The following is a 21,355-nucleotide window of genomic DNA, read 5'->3' as shown; positions in this document are numbered from 1 at the left end:
TTTTGTTGTAGAAACAACATAATTATAATTGAAAATATATTATACTAACCTCACAAAGTCAAGGTACTTTGAAATTTTGGAGGTATATATAATGGAAAATAAAATGTTTTGTTATCAATGTCAAGAGACTGCTAACTGTAGTGGTTGTACTCTAAGTGGTGTATGTGGTAAAACACCTGACACAGCAGTTATGCAAGACTTGTTGGTATATGTAAGTAAGCTACTTTCTACTGTTACTACACAGTTAAGAAAAGAAAATAAGGTTATTGATAAGGAAATTAATCACCTTATTACACTTAACCTATTTACAACAATTACCAATGCAAATTTTGACAAAAAGGTAATTGAAGATAGAGTTACAGAAACCTTAAAGGTTAAGGAAGAATTACTTTCTAAGGTTGGAGATAAAGAGTCTTTACCTAAAGAAGTGTTTTGGAATGGCAACAAAGATGAATATAAAAATAAAGGTAAAACTGTTGGTGTACTTTCTACTAAGAATGAAGATGTTAGAAGTTTAAGAGAGTTAATCACATATGGTTTAAAGGGACTTTCTGCTTACAGTAAACATGCTAATGTGCTAATGAATGACAATGAAGAAGTTGATGGTTTTTTACAAAGTGCATTAGCTAAGACACTTGATGACAGTTTATCAGTTGAAGAATTAATCAATCTTACACTTGAAACAGGTAAATACGGTGTTGACGGTATGGCTATGCTTGACAAGGCTAACACATCAACTTATGGTAATCCTGAGATTACTAAGGTTAATATCGGTGTTAGAAATCGTCCCGGTATTCTTGTATCAGGTCACGATTTAAAAGATCTTGAAATGCTACTAAAGCAAAGTGAAAATTCCGGAATTGACATTTACACACATTCAGAAATGCTACCTGCACACTACTATCCACACTTTAAAAAGTATTCTCACTTTGTAGGTAACTACGGTAATGCTTGGTGGAAACAGAAAGAAGAATTTGAAAGTTTCAATGGTCCTATCCTAATGACTACTAACTGTATTGTGCCACCTAAGAAAAGTTATATTGACAGACTATTCACTACAGGTGCTACAGGTTATCCGGGTGTTAAGCACATTGATGGTGGCATTGGTGAAGAAAAAGACTTTTCTGAAATTATTGAACTAGCTAAAAAATGTCCACCACCTACAGAAATTGAACAAGGTGAAATTATTGGTGGCTTTGCACACAATCAGGTACTTTCACTTGCTGATAAAATTGTTGATGCAGTTAAAAGTGGTGATATTAAGAAGTTTGTTGTTATGGCAGGTTGTGACGGTAGAGCAAAATCAAGAAACTACTACACAGACTTTGCACAGGCTTTACCTAAGGATACAGTTATTCTTACTGCCGGTTGTGCAAAATACAAGTACAACAAGCTAAATCTAGGTGATATTAACGGTATTCCTAGGGTACTTGATGCCGGTCAATGTAATGACTCATATTCACTTGCAGTTATTGCTCTAAAATTAAAAGAAGTGTTTGGACTTGATGACATTAATCAGCTACCTATTATTTACAATATCTCTTGGTATGAACAGAAGGCTGTTATTGTACTACTAGCATTATTATACTTAGGTGTAAAAAATATTCATCTTGGTCCTACACTACCGGCTTTTCTATCTGAAAATGTAGCAAAGGTTTTTGTTGATAACTTTGGAATTTCAGGTATTGGTACAGTTGAAGATGATATTGAATTATTTTTTGGGAAATAATTTATAAGAAAAAAGAACTAGGGTTGCAGTAAAATTACTACAACCCCAGTCCATATATATAATATCATTTGTGCCATAAATTAATTAAAATAATGTTCTTTTCTCTGTTAATAAAATACCATACAATGTATAGAAAATCATTACTTGTGGTAAAATTAACCGAATATTTGACAAAGTTGATTGATATTATTCTTAAATAAGCTACAAAAAAGCACAACCTTATAAAAGGTTGTGCTAAATTTTTAATTATACATTACCAAATTCTTGAAGTTCAAGGCCTTTATTATGTTCTAATGCCCAATCAATTGACCAATAAGATGTAAATAGAAGTAAGTGATTACCTTTTAAATCTTGAATTCTCTTAGTGTCTGATGCTAAGTCAAGGGCCTTTACATCAACTTCACTGTCGTTCTTAATCCAACGGATAAACTGATAAGGTAGGTTCTCCATAATAATTTCTACATTGTATTCATTGTTTAGTCTGTACTTTAGAACATCAAACTGAAGTACACCAACAACACCAACAATTACTTCTTCCATACCGGCATCAAGTTCTTGGAAAATCTGAATTGCACCTTCCTGTGCAATCTGATTTGTACCCTTAATGAACTGCTTTCTCTTCATTGTATCTTTCTGTCTAACTAAACAGAAATGTTCAGGTGCAAAGGTAGGAATACCCTTAAACTTAAACTTATGTGATGGTGTACAAACAGTATCACCGATTGAGAAAATACCCGGATCAAATACACCGATAATATCACCGGCATAGGCTTCATCAACAATTTCTCTTTCTTGAGCCATAATCTGTTGTGGCTGAGAAAGTTTAATTTTCTTGTTGCCTTGCATATGGAATACTTCCATATTCTTCTCAAACTTACCTGAACAAATACGCATAAAGGCAATTCTGTCTCTATGGTTCTTGTTCATATTAGCCTGAATTTTAAATACAAATGCTGAGAATTCATCACTTTTAGGTTCAATAATACCGTCATCAGATTCTCTTGCAAGTGGTGGTGTAGTTAGATTTAAAAATTCTTCTAGGAATGGTTCAACACCAAAGTTAGTTAAAGCTGAACCGAAGAATACAGGTGTAAGTTCACCTTTACGAACTGCATCAATATCAAATTCATCACCTGCACCATCAAGAAGTTCTACATCTTCAAGTAAAGTTTCTTTTTGACCATATGCTAGGTGTGAATCAAGTTCAGGGTCATCAAGAGTAAATTCTTCTTTTTCAACTTCCTTTTGACCGTTATTAGCAGTAAAGGCAATAACTTTCTTAGTGTTTCTTTCATAAACACCTTTGAATTCTTTACCTGAACCAATAGGCCAGTTAATAGGACAAGTGTTGATACCAAGTACATTTTCAATATCTTCAAGTAGGTCATAAGGACTCTTAGAGTCTCTATCCATTTTATTAATAAATGTAATAATAGGAATATGTCGCATAACGCAAACTTTGAAAAGTTTGATTGTTTGGTTTTCTACACCCTTACTACCGTCAATAACCATTACTGCACAGTCGGCAGCCATTAGTGTTCTATAAGTATCTTCTGAGAAGTCTTGGTGTCCGGGTGTATCCAAAATGTTGATACAATATCCTTTATATTTAAACTGAAGAACTGAAGAAGTAACAGAAATACCTCTTTGTTTTTCAATTTCCATCCAGTCTGATACAGCATGTTTTGCTGTTCTCTTACCTTTTACAGAACCGGCAAGGTTAATTGCTCCTCCGTATAGCAAAAGTTTCTCTGTTAGTGTTGTTTTACCTGCGTCAGGGTGAGAAATGATTGCAAAGGTTCTTCTTTTATCAATTTCGTTAAATAAATCGCTCATTTTTCCTCCAATAATACTTGACATATCTCTAAAAGTATATTTTACTATTATTAATAGAATTAGTCAATGTTTTTGAGGTAATTATGAAGAAAATCGGATTATATATTCACATTCCTTTTTGCAAAAGTAAATGTCCCTACTGTGACTTTTTCAGCATTAAGATGAATGATGAAGAAATGAACAGGTATGTAGATAAAGTAATTGAAAGATTTGATAAGTACTGTAATGACAATATTGTGCTTGATACTGTTTATTTTGGTGGTGGTACACCTAGTACATTAGGTACTGAAAGAATTGCTAAAATACTAAATGTAATTAATGATAAATTTACTGTTGATGAAAATGCAGAAATTACTATGGAAATGAATCCTACAAGCAAAGAATTAATTGACTTTACTGTACTTAAAGAATGTGGGTTAAACAGATTATCAATCGGTATGCAATCTGCAGTAGAAAGTGAAATGAAATTACTTGGAAGAACTCATAGTCAGGAAGATGTAATCAATACTGTTAATCAGGCTAAAAAGTCAGGTATTGATAATATTTCACTAGACCTTATTATTGGTGTACCTACTCAGACTAAAGAGTCACTAAAATATTCTATGGACTTTTGCAAGTCCCTTAATGTTAAGCATATTTCTGCTTATATTCTAAAGATAGAAGAAGGTACAAAGTTCTACACAATTAAGGACAGTTTAAATATGCCTAGTGATGATGAACAGGCTGAAATGTATATGTATGTTAGTGAATACCTTGAAAGTATCGGATACAATCAATATGAAATTTCTAATTATTCTTTAGAAGGTTTTGAAAGTAAGCACAACACAAAATACTGGAGATGTGAAGAATATATTGGTATTGGTCCATCGGCACATTCATTTTATAATGGTGAAAGATTTTACTACAACAGAAGTTTTGAAGAATTTTATAATGATAAAACTAATTTTGATTGTATTGGTGGTACTGAAGAAGAATTTATTATGCTTAACTTACGACTTAAAAGAGGTTTGATTTTTAAGGAATATGAAGAAAAGTATAATAAAAAGTTTCCTGAAGAAATTATTAAGAAAACTAAAATCCTTGAAAAAGCAGGACTGCTGACTGTTGATAAAGAAAAGGTATCCCTAAACCGTAAGGGATACCTTGTATCTAATGCTATAATATGTGAGTTAATTTAGTAGAAAAATCTAATGTACTTTACATTGTAGAAATCACAAGCAGTGACATTTCTTGTTCCTCGTTCATTGATTAAAAGGAAGTTAGTACCTACACCTAAAAGTGTACCTTCTAGTGTCTGAACTGTATTTGTACCCATCATAAAATTAACTTGAACCATTCTTCCGATTTGAGTTCTTGCAAAGCTATTTAGATACTGAATACTCTGAGCATCTACTAGTAAAGACTGAAAAGGTTGGTTATGTTCTTCTATTGGTTGAGCACTTTCTTCTGTAGTTAAATTAACCCTCATTGGGGATGAAATTGGAACTGATGAACCTGTTGCAGTTTCGCTTGAATTTCTGTTACCTGAATTGATTTCATCTAAATCCGACATTGGCGTTGCTACAGTTTGGATACTGCTACTTGGTACAATATTACTGTCATTTACACCGGTATTCATACTTCGATTTCTATTCATTTGATGTGCATTTGCAATATCCTCTAGGGATGGGATATTCACGACATCTGATGTATTAGCATACATATATCTATTAGCGTTATTACCTGTCAAGCCATAGATTTGACCTAAATCTATCATATTTCTATTAACCATATAATCCTCCTATTAAGTATCAGCATATGCGTTAGTTGGTGCATAAAAGCAATGCTCCCCTATTCGTGTATATAATATGCCTACCTTACTGGGGAAATATGTTGGACAAGCATTACTATATGGATTAAAGTAGAAAAGGCTATTGCCTACTGTTGAAAGTTTTCCACCGGCTAAAGCCCAATCTGCTATTTCATATTGTATAGGGTCAGGGGTCATATTATAAACATTTTGAGGATTATAAGCACCGTTAATGTTGTCATGATAGCAGGTGAATTGTCGGTATTGTGTTAAAATATTACGAACATTGCCACCGTCATTTACTCTTGCAAATTCTCCGTAAGGAACTGTTGCTCTGTTCATAATTAGGGTTGCTATGGCTTTCATACCATTTTCCCCTTCGGATTCTGCTTCACACTTTAATATACGAGCAAATAGTTCTCTAGTGTCTAAAGCCATACTATCACCTCACCAATCGTTATATAATATGGTGAGGTTTTTATTTTGACACAAATTTAATCTATATGGTCTTCATAGTAGTCATCAGCATCTTCAAAATCATCAAAGTCATCATAATGGTCTTCATAAAAATCATCAGAGTCGCTATAACTTTTTACATTATATTCATCATCATTATATGAATTTGAATTTTTTCTACCATAAGAATAATTACTGTTGTATGAATTGTAATTGTCATTTACAGTATAGTCATCATATGTTGTTGTAGTTGGAATAGTATGAGATTTATAAAACTGTGAATACTCATTATCTCTTGCTTTTCTTTCATTAACAGAATTTTCATAACCGAAAATCAAAGCCACTGCAAGAATTATGCCGATAATTAGGAGAATAATGCTACCAAGTGAATTGAAATGCTTTTTCTTATACTTACCTGTTGGTGAATGAATATCAGAATTACAAATTTGGTAATTCATAAAGTCATTATTGAAATCATTATTAAAACCGTTGTTACTCATAGAAATACTCCTTTCATATAGGTAATATCTTCTTACAGTTACATTATAACACATCTACTGTCCCAAATATGGGACTTTTCTTTTATATAAAGAAAAAAGCTACCAAAATAATTGATAGCTTTTATAGTAGTATTGAATTATTTTTTTAGATTAATTTCAATTTTCTTATTCTCGGCATCGTTTAGAGATAACTTAAAATCTAAGTTTTTAAAATTTTTCCAATGTTCCTCAGTTAGGTTGGATTTTGCAAATGCATAAGGAAGAATAACAGTGGTAGAATCACCAACTTTTTCAACTACTTCATAATCATCCGGCATTACATCATAATATAAGTCCAAATCAGGTATTAAAGAAATAGCGTTATATTGTGCTTGAATATCAAATGGTGAAAATTTATAATTTTTATAGTTTTTATCTGACAACATTTTGTAATTCATATTAACAAGTATGAATGCATAATCGTCATCATCATAGGAATCATCACTAAATTCTCCATATTTTTTTATAAATTCATCTTTATAAAGAATCTTATAGTTAGTAACTTGCAACTGATAGTTGCAATGTTTTATTTTATCACCAATGGAATACTGCACTATTTTTACAGGTGCTTGTACAATATTTACATAAGCAACCCTTGAAATATATGCTATAGCCAATATAAGAACAACAGAAAGTACAATTACTTTTTTCTTACTCATTTTCGTTAAGACTCCTATGGTCAACAATCTTGCCTTCAAAGATTGTATAAATTTCATCAGAAAGGAATTCAAGTTCTTCTTTATCGTGACAAGCAACAATAATTATTGAACCCTTTTCCTTTAGTTTTGCAATAATTTTTCGTACATTTTCAACACCACTTTCATCAATAGCGTTAATTGGTTCATCAAGCAAAACAACCTTTGGACTGCCCATAACAGCATTAGCTATACCTAACTTCTGCTTCATACCTAGAGAAAATTTTTTGTAAATTTTCTTTTCATTTGGGTCAAGTCCAACCTGCTCCAGTACTTCCTTAATCTCATCATCTGTTACCTTAGAATTGATTGAAGCCAACACCTTTAGATTTTTAAAAGCTGAATATTCCGGAATAAAAGCCGGATTTTCAATTAAAACACCTATACTAGGTGGGAAAGAATAATCTTTACCAAGTACCTTATCGTCAAACTTAACGACACCACTTGTAGGACGAATAAGTCCACAGATAGTTCTCATAAGCATAGTTTTACCTGAACCGTTCTTTCCTTCAAAACCATAGCAAGTGCCACCCGTAAGGGTAAGATTAATATTATCAAGTACAGTAACACCTTTGATTTTCTTTGTTAAATTTTCAATTTGTAATATCATATTAACCTCAATTCTTGTTTAAAATGTCTTTCTTGCTAAAATAAATATAGCCAAACACAAGGAAAACAACAGTGATAATTCCTAAATATAATAAAGCCTCTTCCATTGTATGACCACTCTCTATATCAAAAAACTTACTCCTAAATATCTGAGAGAAGTTACCTATTAAAAATGGAGAATCATAATAAGTTCCTAATGTAAAATAACCGATTACTAAAACCAATGAAATAAATGGGTTAACTACAAAAGAAAGAACAACTTGTACTATACTAATAGTTATTGAAGTTAACAGTGGAACAACTAACATATACACTACAAATGTAGGCATATAAATATCAGAAATATTTACTTGATAGAAAATGTTAGTAACATCCACATTTAGATTAGCAGAAACACTACCACTATCAAATAAACCAAATACAAGAGTAGTACCATAAATAGCAACATAAAACAAAGCTACTAAAATAACTGTCAGAATTATCTTGGAAGTAAACCATAATATTCTGCTTTGGGAACGAACTAAAGTATTTTTACCATAACCGGACAAATCACGTATAGGGTAATATCCTACAATAAGTGCTACAATAACCTGAAAACAAATCCAATTTGCAGGCATAATAAATCTCTCGCCGTCTTGATAATTATATACTTTATCACCTTTTAGATTATAAAACAGATAATCAAACCAAGAAAGACTTGAGTCACCTTTAATATGATTTACCGTTAAATAATTATGTAACTGATAATGCATCAAAAAACACATAGATATGCATACAAAAATTGTAAATAGAAATTTACTTCTTTCTTCTCTAAATCCTCGTTTAATATCAAATATAGAAAGTTTAATAAGTTTCACTACGCAAACCTCCTATTATGAAAGTAAACAAAGAGAAGAACAACAACACAAAAATAAAAATCAACAGTTCAAAACCAATAGGTTTAGCAAGTTGAGCAGGAACAAGAAATAGGTCAGGTTCTAACTCCAAAGTACCTAGTTGATGACAAATAAAATCAAGTACAGCTACAAATATAAATGATGACATAAACACAGTAAATTTGTGACTTAATACATTGCTTAAAGACATTGCTAGACATGCAAATAAACCACCAAAAACAAAGTCAAGTAAAATATAAGCAATCAAATAAATTAATGGATGCTGAAAATATAAATTCGCCCATAAACTACAATCATTTATAGTAGTATTGATAATTGAATCAGGAACTCTCGCCGGAGAATATAAAGCAGATAACATAACACTAAGTATAAGAGGTGTAGTAACTGCTACACCTCCTGAAACAAATGTAGCGAAATACTTACTTATTAGGCACTTTATCTTACTACACTGAGTATAGAGATTCTTTAGATAACCATTTTTTCTGTCATCAAAATAAATCATAGCAGCAGGATAAACTGCAATTAGTGGGAACAAATAAAAGAAAACAATTGTTTCCACATCAGTATTCATACCAAACCATCTACCATATAAACTAGTTAGGTCAGCTCCATCTGTTAAATTCTCTTGGGCAATATACTTATAATATTCAATTTCACCCATAAAATTAGTTATATTATAATATAACACTAAAGCAACACCAAAGAGCAAAACTATTAACATTCTTTTATTAAAGATTGCTCTTTTTAGCTCTAACTTAAAAATATTCATTATAAATTCCTTTTAAATCAATCATAATCATAACTTAATTTCTTATACAAAGTTTTATCTTCATTTTCTATACAAAAATATGCTGAATTGTATAAGTCATTATCAAGAATATATCTCAAAGTTACATTCTTGGTTTCTCTAGGTTTAAACTTAATAGAGCAATACTCGTTGTAATTACCGGAAGATTGATTAGCTGAAGGATAAACATAGATAGGGGTAGTTTCTTTCTGAACCTTTCCATTCTTATCTTTATATACCTTTTCTTTAACAAAAGATTGATTGCCCAAAGAATCCTCCTTAATAAATTTAATCTTTGGCAAGTTAGTTAAAGTAACTTTCTTATCAGAAGAATTACGAATCTTTAACTGTAATGTGTGTAAAGTTCTGTTAACCTTAGTTTTATTAGCCAATTTATTATTTTCATAGGTATATCTAGTATAAGGCCTTAGAGAGTATTCACGATTAAGTTCTCTTTCTGTGCTATTATCATATTTTATATTAGAATCATCAACTGCCTGAACAATAGGAACAAAATCCTTACTATAATTGTAATAATTCATAAAATCATTATTTTTATCATAATCGTCATATCCAAAATTACGGTTGTAATCCACAAACCAAACTGCAAATTTATTACCGTCAATATTTAAGAAGTTTGGGTTTTCTTCATCAATAGTATTAATATATTGTTCTACTAACTTCTTAGGTTCAGTGGAATTTGACTCGGTTGTTGTAGGCACAGTTGTATTTTGTGGCAAGTCGGTATTTTCCGACTTACCACAAGAACACAACTCACAAGCTAAAACTACCAATAATAAAATACTTAGAAATTTTTTCATTTGAACACCTGCAAATGTAATGGAGTTCCTGTTGTAGGCATAACAATCATTGCATCTTCTAAATCCTTATCAATCATAAAGCCTACCTGACACTTTAATGTTTCATTAGGTTTTAATGTATAAGAATAAAAGTTCATCATTCTCTTATTTACATTTTTCACATTTTTATATTTAGATTTAGTAAAATATATATTTGAGTCACTAAACGCTAAATTATCCTTTTCATCTGTAAATTCATAATTATTCAATTCATTACTAACAAATTCATCATCCAAACTTTTATAACGACCAAAACCTAATTGGTATGTTGATATTCCTTCTTGATTTTTATCAGACGTATTCCTAATTTCTACATCAAGAACAACAAATTCACGTTGTGCATTCTTATTAACTGAAACAAACTTTTTATCTAAGCCTCCATTAATAAGTTTCTTTGTGGTTCTTTTATAAGATTTCAAGTTACCCTTTTTATCGACATAAGGAGCAATATCATCTTTATAATTTGCAAAGTTGTTCTTATCAAATTCACTTATATTAGAATATTTAGATGCCTTATTAAAAGTAACAGTAACAGGTTTGTTATTACCATTATTATCAAAGTGGTCAATAGTAAAACAATCACCATCACCAACTTTTATCAAATATGATTTTGGAAATTTATTATGGTCACTAAAGCTTACAAATTCCTCTTCTGTATATGACTTTCTTGCTATAGTGGTTGGCTGAGAAACACTGTTTTTATTTTCATTAGTTTCACTATTAGAATAAGTGCAACCACTAAACAAAGCACACAATGTAAGTATCACAGTGATTAGCAACAAATTTAAACTTCTTTGTTTCATAATTTTACATTTCCTTTCGTTTCTATCGAATAATATCGTTAGAATATTAATATTAAATTAATGCAACGCAAATAATTTAAAAGCACAAATGTTAAACTGAGATACTATGCATACAATTAGTATTGTTCAACTTTACATAGTGGATTTTCATTATTTTAATTATTTCATTAATTTATCTATATTGTACCATTTTATGTTATTAATTTCAAGAGTTATTTTACAATATTTAAGTTTTTACTATATAATAAAATATTAATCTACATTATGTGATAATTTTATACTATTCAACAAAGAAAAAAGCAAGGTGCAAAAACACCTTGCTTTTTAGCAATATTGTAATTATTTTAAGGCTGTATAACCCATTAAATACTCATCAACTTCAGCTGCTGCATCTCTACCCTCACGAATAGCCCATACAACAAGTGACTGACCTCTGTGCATATCACCGGCAGTAAATACTTTTTCTACATTTGTAGAATATTTGCCTTGTTCAGTAGCTACATTACTTCTCTGATTAGTTTCAACGCCAAATGCATCTGCAATATACTTCTTTGGACCTAAGAAACCGGCTGCAATCAGTACAAGTTCAGCATCTAGGTACTTTTCGCTACCCTCTACTTCTTGCATTACTCTTCTGCCTGTTTCCTTATCAGTAACAAACTGAACCATAACTGTCTTGACACCCTTTAGGTTGCCGTTTTCATCCTTGACAAATTCTTTTACAGTTGTCTGATAAATTCTTGGGTCATGACCGAATACTGCAATTGCTTCTTCCTGACCGTAGTCTGTCTTGCAGACTCTTGGCCATTCAGGCCATGGGTTGTTGTCTGCTCTTGAGTCAGGTAATTTTGGCATCATTTCTAGCTGAACTACTGACTTACAACCTTGACGGATTGATGTACCGACACAGTCATTACCTGTATCACCACCACCGATAATAACTACATTTTTGTCTTTAGCAGAAACATAGTTACCATCCTGTAGGTTAGAGTCAAGTAGGCTCTTTGTTGTTGCCTTTAGGAAATCTACTGCAAAGTAAATGCCGTTGGCATCTCTGCCCTCTGCTTTAATATCTCTAGGATTACCTGCACCACAACAAAGTACCACTGCATCATACTTATTAAGTAGCTTACTAGCCTTTACATCTTCACCAACATTAGCATTTGTTTCAAACTTAACGCCTTCTTCTTTCATTAAGTTTACTCGTCTGTCAATGAACTGCTTTTCAAGTTTCATATTTGGGATACCATACATTAGTAGTCCACCGATACGGTCATCCTTCTCAAATACAGTAACATTGTGACCTCTCTTGTTAAGCTGATCTGCACATGCTAAACCGGAAGGACCTGAACCGATAATTGCAATATTCTTATCAGTTCTAACCTTTGGAGGGTTAGGCTGCATCAAACCTGAGTTATAAGCAAACTCAATGATAAAATTCTCATTTTCCTTAACAGAAACAGGATTACCGTTAAGTCCACAAGTACAAGCTGCTTCACATAGAGCAGGACAAACTCTTGAAGTAAATTCAGGGAAGTTGTTTGTCATAAGTAGTCTATGTGCTGCTGCCTCATATTCGTTTGTGTATAATAAATCGTTCCATTCAGGTACAAGGTTGTTCAAAGGACAACCTGATACCATACCCATAATTGGCTTACCGTTTTGACAGAAAGGAACACCACAATCCATACATCTTGATGCCTGTTGTCTTCTTTCGTTTTCCGGCAATGGTGTGTGGAACTCTTTATAATTTTTAATTCTTTCAAGAGGCGATGTGCCTACATTGCTTTTTCTTTCAAATTCTAAAAAACCAGTTGGCTTACCCATTTTCAACGCCTCACTTTCTTGTATTAATATAGAATGCTTCAATCTTTGCTTGTTCAGGTGTCATACCCTTTTCTTCCATAGCATACATTGTCTGCATCATCTTTGCATAATCGTTTGGTAAAATCTTCTTAAACTTAGAAACATATTCATCAAAGTTATCAAGGATTTCCTTACCCTTTGGAGAGTCTGTTGCCTTAACATGTTCTTCAATCATATTCTTTAGTTCAAGAATATCGGCTTTTTCTGATACAACGCTAACAGAAACAAGCTCCTTGTTCATTCTCATATATAGGTCTGAGTCTTCATCAAGTACATAAGCGATACCACCACTCATACCGGCTGCAAAGTTTTTACCTGTCTTACCTAGGATAGCAACTCTACCACCTGTCATATATTCACAACCATGGTCGCCTACACCTTCAACAACTGCAATAGCACCTGAATTTCTTACGCAAAAACGCTCACCTGCTACACCACTGATAAATGCCTTACCGCTTGTAGCACCATATAGAGCAACATTACCGATGATAATGTTTTCATCTCTCTTAAATGTGCTACCCTTTGGAGGATAAACAACAAGTTTACCACCGGATAGACCTTTACCGAAGTAGTCGTTACTGTCGCCTACAAGTTCAAGTGTTAGCCCCTTTGGAATAAATGCACCAAAGCTCTGACCACCTGCGCCGTTACACTTAACCTTAAATGTATCATCTTCAAGTGTATTATCACCAAAGTGCTTTGTGATTTCTGAACCGAAGATTGTACCAACAGAACGGTCTGTATTTGTAACATCAATTTCGATTGAATGTTTCTTCTTTTTATTCTTAAATGCCGGTTCTAACTGCTTTAGAATAACCTTTTCATCAATAGTCTTTTCCAGTTCAAAGTTATAAACATCAGCCGGATTAAATCTCTGAGGTTCATCAGAATTGACAAATGGATTGTTGATAATCTGGCTTAAGTCAATTCTTGATGCCTTGCTACCGTCTTCAGTTTCTTTAACCTTTAGTAGGTCTGTTCTACCGATTAGTTCATCAACTGTACGGATACCAAGTTTAGCCATATATTCTCTTAACTCTTGAGCAATAAAGTGCATAAAGTTAACAACATATTCAGGCTTACCCTTAAATCTCTTACGAAGTTCAGGGTTCTGAGTTGCGATACCTACAGGACAAGTGTCTAGGTTACATACTCTCATCATTACACAACCCATTGTTACTAAAGGAGCTGTTGCAAAACCATATTCTTCTGCACCTAACAAAGCAGCTACAAGAACATCTCTACCTGTCATCAACTTACCGTCTGTTTCAATAACAACCTTAGAACGAAGTCCGTTCATAATTAGTGTTTGGTGAGTTTCTGCAAGACCAAGTTCCCATGGTAAACCTGCGTTATAGATTGAGTTTCTAGGAGCAGCACCTGTACCACCGTCAAAACCTGAAATTAAAATAACACCTGCACCGGCTTTCGCAACACCGGCTGCAACTGTACCTACACCTGCTTCTGATACCAGCTTAACTGAAATTCTGGCATCTTTATTGGCATTCTTACAATCATAGATTAGCTGAGCTAAGTCTTCGATTGAATAAATATCATGATGTGGTGGAGGTGAAATTAGGCTAACACCGGGAGTTGAATGACGAGTCTTTGCAATCCAAGGATATACCTTTTTGCCTGGTAGGTGACCACCTTCACCGGGCTTTGCACCCTGAGCCATTTTAATCTGAATTTCTTTTGCACTTACTAGGTATTCTGATGTAACACCGAATCTACCGGAAGCAACCTGTTTAATAGCAGAACAACGGTTAAGTCCATCTTTACCGATTGTCAGACGATCAGTATCTTCGCCACCTTCACCGGAATTTGACTTACCACCGATTTGGTTCATAGCAATTGCCATTGTTTCGTGAGCTTCCTTAGAAATTGAACCGTATGACATAGCACCTGTCTTGAATCTATGGCAAATACTTTCTACACTTTCAACTTCATCAATTGGAATACCACCATCTTCAGGGAAGTTAAAGTCAAGAAGACTTCTTAGGTTCATATTTGTATCTTCTCTATTGATAGCTTCTGAATACTTCTTGAATAAATCATAATTATCTGTCCAAGTAGCTTCCTGTAGAAGATGAATTGTTTCAGGGTTATATAGATGTTCTTCTTTACCACTTCTTAGCTTATGACTACCGGCACTTTCAACTTCAAGCTGAATATTTAGGTCTAGTGGGTCAAATGCTGATGCATGAAGTCTTTCTGAACGCTTACTGATATCCTGTAGTGTAATACCACCAACTCTTGAAACAGTATTTGTAAAGTACTTATCAATTACTTCCTTAGAAATACCGATTGCTTCAAAAATCTTAGAACCTAGGTATGACTGAATTGTTGAGATACCCATTTTTGATGCAATCTTAACGATACCATGTAGGATAGCATCATTATAGTCATTAACTGCTGCGTAATAATCTTTATCAAGTGAACCTGAATCTACTAGGTCACGGATTGTTTCTTGTGCTAGGTAAGGGTTAATAGCACTTGCACCGTAACCAAGTAGTGTTGCAAAGTGATGAACTTCACAAGGTTCTGCACTTTCAAGAATAACTGAGATTGATGTTCTCTTCTTTGTTCTAACTAGGTGCTGTTGCATTGCTGATACAGCTAGAAGGGAAGGAATAGCAACATGGTATTCATCAACACCTCTGTCTGATAGAATGATAATATTTGCACCGTCTTTATATGCCTTATCTGCTAGGATGAACAGATGTTCAATAGCCTTAGCTAGGTTTGTACTTTTATAATATGTGATTGGAATAACTGCTGACTTTAGACCCGGAGCATCAATGTTCTTAATCTTTAGTAAGTCAGTATTTGTTAGGATTGGGTCCTCAATCTTAAGAATATGACAGTTCTCAGGTTTTTCTTCTAGGATGTTACCGTTACTGCCTAGATGAACACTTGTATCTGTAACAATCTCTTCACGAATTGAGTCAAATGGAGGGTTTGTTACCTGTGCAAATAACTGCTTAAAGTAGTTAAATAGAGGACCATCCTTTTGTGATAAAGGAGGAATTGCAGTATCAGCACCCATAGCTGCAATTGGTTCTGTACCATTCTTAGCCATTGGTAGGATACTTGTTCTAATCTGTTCATATGTATAACCAAAAGCCTTTTGATGTCTTACAAGTGACTCTTTGTCATACTTTTCGATACCCTTATTAGGAATCTTTAGATCACCTAGGTGAACTAGATTTTGGTCTAGCCATTCACCATATGGCTGTCTTGTTGAATAATATTCCTTAATATCTTCGTCATCAATTAGCTTACCCTTAACTGTATCAACAAGAAGCATTTTACCCGGACGAAGTCTTTCTTTTACTACAACATCTTCAGCAGGAATATCGATACAACCAACTTCTGAAGAAAGAACTAGGAAACCATCTTTTGTAATGTAATATCTTGATGGTCTTAAACCGTTTCTGTCAAGAACTGCACCCATCATATCACCATCTGAGAAGATGATTGATGCCGGACCATCCCATGGTTCCATCATTGTTGCATAATACTGATAGAAATCTCTCTTTTCAAGAGACATTGTACGGTTGTTTCTCCAAGGTTCAGGAATTGTAATCATAACAGCCAGAGGAAGTGGCATACCTGCCATCATCATAAATTCAAGAGTGTTATCAAGTCTGGCTGAGTCAGAACCGTTAGGATCAACAATTGGAAATACCTTTGACAAATCATCACCAAAAACTTCTGATGAAATAGATTCTTCACGAGCTAACATTCTGTCTGCGTTACCTGTGATTGTATTGATTTCACCATTATGAACAATAATTCTGTTTGGGTGAGCCTTCTGCCAAGAAGGATTTGTATTTGTACTGAATCTACTATGTACTGTAGCAATAGCAGAAACAAATTTATCACTCTGTAGGTCATAGAAGAACTTTCTTAGTTCTTTAACAAGGAACATACCTTTATAAACGATTGTACGGCTTGAAAGAGAAACTACATAAGTATCTTCATTACTCTGTTCAAATACTCGTCTAGCAATATATAACTTTCTATCGAAAGGTAAGCCCTGTTCTACATTAGAAGGTCTCTTAACAAAACCTTGCATAATGTATGGCATACTGTCTAATGCTTTTTGACCGATTACTGATGGATCAGTAGGAACTTCTCTCCAACCTAAGAACTCTAGATTTTCTTTCTTAATAATAATTTCAAAAAGCTTCATAGCCTGAAGTCTTTTTAGCTTATTTTGTGGGAAGAAGAACATACCAATACCGTAATCTCTTTCTTCTCCAATATCAAAACCTAGGTCAGCAGTAGCATCTTTGAAAAATTGGTGACAAATCTGTAGAAGAATACCAACACCATCACCTGTTTTGCCTTCGGCATCTTTACCGGCTCTATGTTCAAGTGTTTCTACAATACTTAAAGCATTGTCAACAACTTTTCTTGATTTAATGCCGTTGATGTTGACTACTGCACCGATACCACAGTTGTCATGCTCAAAACGAGGATCATACAAACCCTGTTTTGCAAATGGTTCCTGATTTCTGAAGTTATCCATCAGAAGCACCTACTTCCTTTTTATTAGTTTCTTTATATTGAACACTAACCCTACATATAGTTATAGGGGTGAACTCTACAACAATTTTTAAGATTTATTGCATAAATAACTTTAACACAATGAAGGGCATATGTCAAGGAAAATTGCAATTATTTTTATTTTTGTTGCAATTTTCTCTGTTTTTAGTATGTTTTTTGAAACTAATTTGAAATATTTGCAAGTTTCTTATTCATTCTTGCAATTATATTTTAGTCATACAAGACCTATTAATTTAATATGTATTCTTTAACAAGATACTACATATTGTTATCAAAATAATATTATTTTGATTAATATTCTAGGAATAATTTGTAATATTTTTACAAAAGAAAAACTGACCTTGATTTAACAAGGTCAGTTATAATTTAACTTATTTCTACTACTACTTCATATGAACCATAAATCCAACAACCGTCTTTATCTTTCAGGGTTAGACTTAAAGGCATAGTCCTTGAACCTGCTGATACCTCAGTGCCTGTAAAATCAATTACAGCATCAATATCGTTTTCATCAATATTTTTCAATGCACTTTTTGTACCATACAATGTTACTTCTACAGATTGAGTAGTAACATTTGCAGAATACTTTTTATCAAGCCCCTTAATATCAAAATCAGTTAATGTAATAGTTCTCTTTTTCATTGAGGACAAGTCCATATTAACAACAACAGAATTAACTGAATTAATATCAACACACTTGTTAGGAATATCAAGATTTTTATTAATCTTATAATCTTTATTTCTCAAAGTTGAGAAGTCAATAGGTTCAATACTTACCTTAGTGATATTTTCAATATTACTTGAGTCAGCACCTAGGGATATTGAATTAGGTTCGATTTTGCTATACTTAGTTAAATCAATTCCACTAGGTCCATTTACAGTACTTAGTTCAACATTAACATCTTTCTTCTGTAATACACTTACTGTTGCTTTTACCTTTGATGGTGAAATTGCCAGTGTATCATTAGTTTTGATTTCTTCACCGAAAGAATCAAGTAACTTAACATCATATTCATTAGTTACTGAACTCTTAAGTTCTTCCTTAACATCGCCTTCAATTACAACTTTATCAATTTTCTTAATTTCAGTTTCAGGTCCTGAAATAGTAACTGACTCGTTATCAAGAAGGACAGTTCCATAATAATCCTTAGGAATAGTGTAACTAATATTCTGTTCAATTTTCTTAGTTATATTTCTGTTTCTGTCAAGTTTAATATAAACTGTACTAGGAGAAACTGACTCAATATTATAGTTTAGAGAACTAGACTTTTTCTTGGCTACAAGTGACAAGGTATATGAACCGGCAGAAGTAAGGTTATCCGTTTGTTCCGGCACAATCTCAATATCATCAGAAGTAAGATTTCCGATAATTGAACGGTTACCTGAAACTGTTACAGTACCCTTTAGTTCATCATTGTTAAATACCTTTAGTCCTTGGTTACTTGCAGTATCAGGCAAATCAATTGTAATAGGAATATTAGAAACTGAATAGCTGGTTTCTGCAAAGTCACCCATATTAATACTAATCCAAATTGTAAGAGAAATAACAACTGATAGTATTATAAGAAAAAGTTTGTTGGAAAAAATTCTAGACAAAATACCTTTATTCATCTTTCTTGTTCTCCTTTCTTGAGGAGAATTTACTTAGAAAATTCTTTTTCTCTTGTGTAGGGATAAGTTCTTCTTCCAGTTTTTTAATCAAAGATGTTTTATTGTAATTAGAAGTTAATTCTCCATTTTGTGCTACAGAAATTGTACCTGTTTCTTCAGATACAACAACAATAACTGCATCCGAAACTTCAGAAATACCTAGGGAAGCTCTATGCCTTGTACCTAAATTCATATCTACATCTTCGTTTCTAGAAGTTAGAGGCAAAATACAACCGGCTGACTTAACAAGTCCGTTGCTGATAATTACTGCACCGTCATGAAGTGGTGCTTTGTTAAAGAACAAGTTACCTAAAATAGCAGTTGAAGTATCTGCATTAATCTCTACACCGGTTGCTGCAATATCCGAAAGTTTGGTTTCTCTTTCAAATACTATCAAAGCACCTGTTTTTTGTCTGCTAAATACCTCAGCAGTTTCTGCTACATCTAAAATTGCCTTTTTCTCTTTTTCTATCCATTCATCAGTTCGGTTTACCCTATTCATAAAGGAAAAACTCTTTATATTCTTACGACCTAACTGCTCCAAAGCATTTCGTATTTCCGGTTGGAAAATAATTGCCAACAAAACAACACCAAATTCAAACAATGTTTTCAGCAAGTTCTTCATCATCAACATATTAAATATTGATGCACCCAAGTAGGCAATCATTAAAATTACAATACCTTTTACAAGTTGTTCTGCTCTGGTATCTCGAACAAGTTTAAATAGACTATATACAATAAAGGCAATAACAACAATATCAATAACATCAACAAATCTGAATGTTTTTAGCACTGTTAAAATACTGTCAAACAATGCACCTATATTCATTGTTACCACTCCTTTTATTTTTACTTACATATATTTTAGCATAAAAATAATACTAGTTCAAGAAAATTTTAATTTGTTAATTTTCTTATAACATTTAGTAGGTAGTTTATGTCATTTATTGTATTAAATGCTCCCGGAACCACTCTTACTGTACCATTTTCTATAGTATTCATTGTTGTATGAGCAAGTGGTGAACAATGAAGTCCTCCCCTAGTCATTATTCCGTATTTATTTAATTTAGCTACAAGGTCCTCAGAATAAACTCCATCTATATTAAAAGAAACTACCGGTGCTACTTTGCCATAATCAAATGATTTATTATAGGTTATAACCTTTCTGTTATTCGCTAGTCCATTAAATAGGCGTTTTGCAAGTTTATATTCATGATTATAAATATTTTTAATACCTCTATTTTTTACAAAGTCAACTCCTGCCTTTAGTCCTGAAATACCGTTCATATTTTGTGTGCCACTTTCAAACTTTTCAGGTAGTCCCTCAGGCTGAGATTTCTTTACAGATTCAGTACCTGTACCACCGTATAATAATGGCTTTAGGTTGCGATTATTAAGAATTAACACACCTGTACCCATTGGTCCGTAAAGGCTTTTGTGACCTGACGTACAGACAAAATCATATTGATTTGTGCCAACATCTATATCAAATACACCGGCAGACTGTGCTGAATCTACACAAAAGAGAATTCCATAAGCATGACACAAAGCACATATTCTTTCAATAGGAAACCTAAAACCAAAAACATTTGATGCATGAGTACAAATAACTAATTTTGTTTCAGGCTTTATTAAGTTTCGAACATTATCTACGGTTTCATTATCGTCATAGGAATAATCAAAGGTTGAATAAGTTACACCTTTATCTTTTAGTGATTCTAATGGCCTTGTAACGGAATTATGCTCCATTGAAGATATTAGAACATGGTCACCTTCACTTAGCAAACCAAAAATCACTGTATTTAGTGCCATTGTACAATTCTCTGTAAAGATAATTTCTTCTTCACTGTTTACATTGAAAAGTTCCTTTAATCTTTTTCTACATTCAAAAATTTCTTTAGCAGCTCTCAGAGAAAGTGAGTGTCCACTTCTTCCGGGATTTGCACTAAACTTCTTTAATGATATATCTACATTTTGTCGTACTGACAGTGGTTTAGGAAAAGAAGTTGCACCGTTATCAAGATAAATCACCTATTTACAATACCTAAAACTGAAATTTTATTTTTTAGGAGAATATCCTTTGCTTTATCAACATCACCAAACACCAGTAAACTATAACCACAAGAACGAGCAATATTGTTCTTTGGTGTTCTTTCAACAGAACATTTTATATTGTGTTTGTCAAGTATTTCCTTAGACTTTAAGGCACTTGACACAGAATTTAATAATATATATTTTTTCAATAAAATCACCCCATAGTACACT

The 21,355-nt window shown here is 32.9% G+C and carries 18 protein-coding genes; 2 read left to right on the top strand and 16 right to left on the bottom strand.

Annotated features, from left to right (window positions below):
- The first annotated feature begins 91 nt into the window (after window positions 1–91).
- Window positions 92–1,729 (top strand): hydroxylamine reductase, encoded by a 1,638-nt coding sequence (gene hcp / locus WMO18_RS06085; protein ID WP_367286431.1) that lies wholly within the window; start codon window positions 92–94, stop codon window positions 1,727–1,729.
- Window positions 1,730–1,975: 246 nt separating this feature from the next.
- Here the strand turns inward: hcp and WMO18_RS06080 are convergent, their stop codons facing one another.
- A complete protein-coding gene (locus WMO18_RS06080) occupies window positions 1,976–3,565 on the bottom strand; it encodes a peptide chain release factor 3 (protein ID WP_022505184.1) in 1,590 nt (529 codons plus the stop codon).
- An 83-nt stretch (window positions 3,566–3,648) separates the two neighbouring features.
- Here WMO18_RS06080 and hemW point away from each other — a divergent pair, with 83 nt between their 5' ends.
- Window positions 3,649–4,743, top strand: a complete 1,095-nt coding sequence (gene hemW, locus WMO18_RS06075) for a radical SAM family heme chaperone HemW (protein ID WP_022505185.1) — start codon at window positions 3,649–3,651, stop codon at window positions 4,741–4,743.
- Here hemW and WMO18_RS06070 read toward each other — a convergent pair.
- The 15 genes from WMO18_RS06070 to WMO18_RS06000 all read right to left on the bottom strand — a co-directional run bounded on the left by WMO18_RS06070 (window position 4,740) and on the right by WMO18_RS06000 (window position 21,342).
- Entirely contained in the window at window positions 4,740–5,336 is a 597-nt protein-coding gene (locus WMO18_RS06070; protein WP_022505186.1) for a hypothetical protein, read from the bottom strand. The genes hemW and WMO18_RS06070 overlap by 4 nt on opposite strands.
- Before the next feature lie 12 nt (window positions 5,337–5,348).
- Window positions 5,349–5,792 (bottom strand): cell wall hydrolase, encoded by a 444-nt coding sequence (locus tag WMO18_RS06065; RefSeq protein WP_022505187.1) that lies wholly within the window; start codon window positions 5,790–5,792, stop codon window positions 5,349–5,351.
- Window positions 5,793–5,848: 56 nt separating this feature from the next.
- Window positions 5,849–6,310 carry a hypothetical protein gene (locus WMO18_RS06060; RefSeq protein ID WP_022505188.1) on the bottom strand — a complete coding sequence of 154 codons (462 nt, stop codon included), beginning with the start codon at window positions 6,308–6,310 and terminating at the stop codon, window positions 5,849–5,851.
- A gap of 137 nt (window positions 6,311–6,447) precedes the next feature.
- Complete coding sequence (locus WMO18_RS06055; RefSeq protein WP_022505189.1) at window positions 6,448–7,008, bottom strand: DUF5028 domain-containing protein; 561 nt, start codon at window positions 7,006–7,008, stop codon at window positions 6,448–6,450.
- Window positions 7,001–7,654: an ATP-binding cassette domain-containing protein gene (locus tag WMO18_RS06050; protein WP_022505190.1), complete on the bottom strand. Its 654-nt coding sequence runs from the start codon at window positions 7,652–7,654 to the stop codon at window positions 7,001–7,003. Before WMO18_RS06050 ends, WMO18_RS06055 begins: the two co-directional genes overlap by 8 nt.
- Before the next feature lie 7 nt (window positions 7,655–7,661).
- A complete protein-coding gene (locus WMO18_RS06045; RefSeq protein ID WP_022505191.1) occupies window positions 7,662–8,510 on the bottom strand; it encodes a DUF2705 family protein in 849 nt (282 codons plus the stop codon).
- A complete protein-coding gene (locus WMO18_RS06040) occupies window positions 8,497–9,210 on the bottom strand; it encodes a hypothetical protein (protein WP_329980025.1) in 714 nt (237 codons plus the stop codon). Before WMO18_RS06040 ends, WMO18_RS06045 begins: the two co-directional genes overlap by 14 nt.
- Window positions 9,211–9,335: 125 nt before the next feature.
- Entirely contained in the window at window positions 9,336–10,157 is an 822-nt protein-coding gene (locus WMO18_RS06035) for a hypothetical protein (RefSeq protein ID WP_367286430.1), read from the bottom strand.
- Window positions 10,154–10,999, bottom strand: a complete 846-nt coding sequence (locus WMO18_RS06030) for a hypothetical protein (RefSeq protein ID WP_367286429.1) — start codon at window positions 10,997–10,999, stop codon at window positions 10,154–10,156. The genes WMO18_RS06035 and WMO18_RS06030 overlap by 4 nt, the downstream gene beginning before the upstream one ends.
- A gap of 339 nt (window positions 11,000–11,338) precedes the next feature.
- Window positions 11,339–12,826, bottom strand: coding sequence for a glutamate synthase subunit beta (locus WMO18_RS06025; RefSeq protein WP_211148289.1), 1,488 nt, complete (start codon window positions 12,824–12,826; stop codon window positions 11,339–11,341).
- A gap of 10 nt (window positions 12,827–12,836) precedes the next feature.
- The gene (gltB, locus tag WMO18_RS06020; RefSeq protein ID WP_211148288.1) at window positions 12,837–17,402 is read right to left on the bottom strand and encodes a glutamate synthase large subunit; all 4,566 of its coding nucleotides are present in this window, start codon (window positions 17,400–17,402) and stop codon (window positions 12,837–12,839) included.
- Window positions 17,403–17,806: 404 nt separating this feature from the next.
- A complete protein-coding gene (locus tag WMO18_RS06015; RefSeq protein WP_329980035.1) occupies window positions 17,807–19,051 on the bottom strand; it encodes a CdaR family protein in 1,245 nt (414 codons plus the stop codon).
- Window positions 19,044–19,919: a diadenylate cyclase CdaA gene (gene cdaA / locus WMO18_RS06010; protein ID WP_211148202.1), complete on the bottom strand. Its 876-nt coding sequence runs from the start codon at window positions 19,917–19,919 to the stop codon at window positions 19,044–19,046. The genes WMO18_RS06015 and cdaA overlap by 8 nt, the downstream gene beginning before the upstream one ends.
- 68 nt (window positions 19,920–19,987) lie before the next feature.
- On the bottom strand, window positions 19,988–21,121 hold the full coding sequence (locus WMO18_RS06005) for an aminotransferase class V-fold PLP-dependent enzyme (protein ID WP_211148203.1): 1,134 nt from the start codon (window positions 21,119–21,121) through the stop codon (window positions 19,988–19,990).
- Complete coding sequence (locus tag WMO18_RS06000) at window positions 21,118–21,342, bottom strand: putative Se/S carrier protein (protein WP_367286428.1); 225 nt, start codon at window positions 21,340–21,342, stop codon at window positions 21,118–21,120. Before WMO18_RS06000 ends, WMO18_RS06005 begins: the two co-directional genes overlap by 4 nt.
- Between the last annotated feature and the right edge of the window lie 13 nt (window positions 21,343–21,355).

Source organism: Ruminococcoides intestinihominis, assembly GCF_040096285.1.
Classification (GTDB): Bacteria; Bacillota; Clostridia; order Oscillospirales; family Acutalibacteraceae; genus Ruminococcoides; species Ruminococcoides intestinihominis.
The sequence above is the reverse complement of the archived record's forward strand: the minus strand, read 5'-3'. Positions and strand labels throughout refer to the sequence as shown.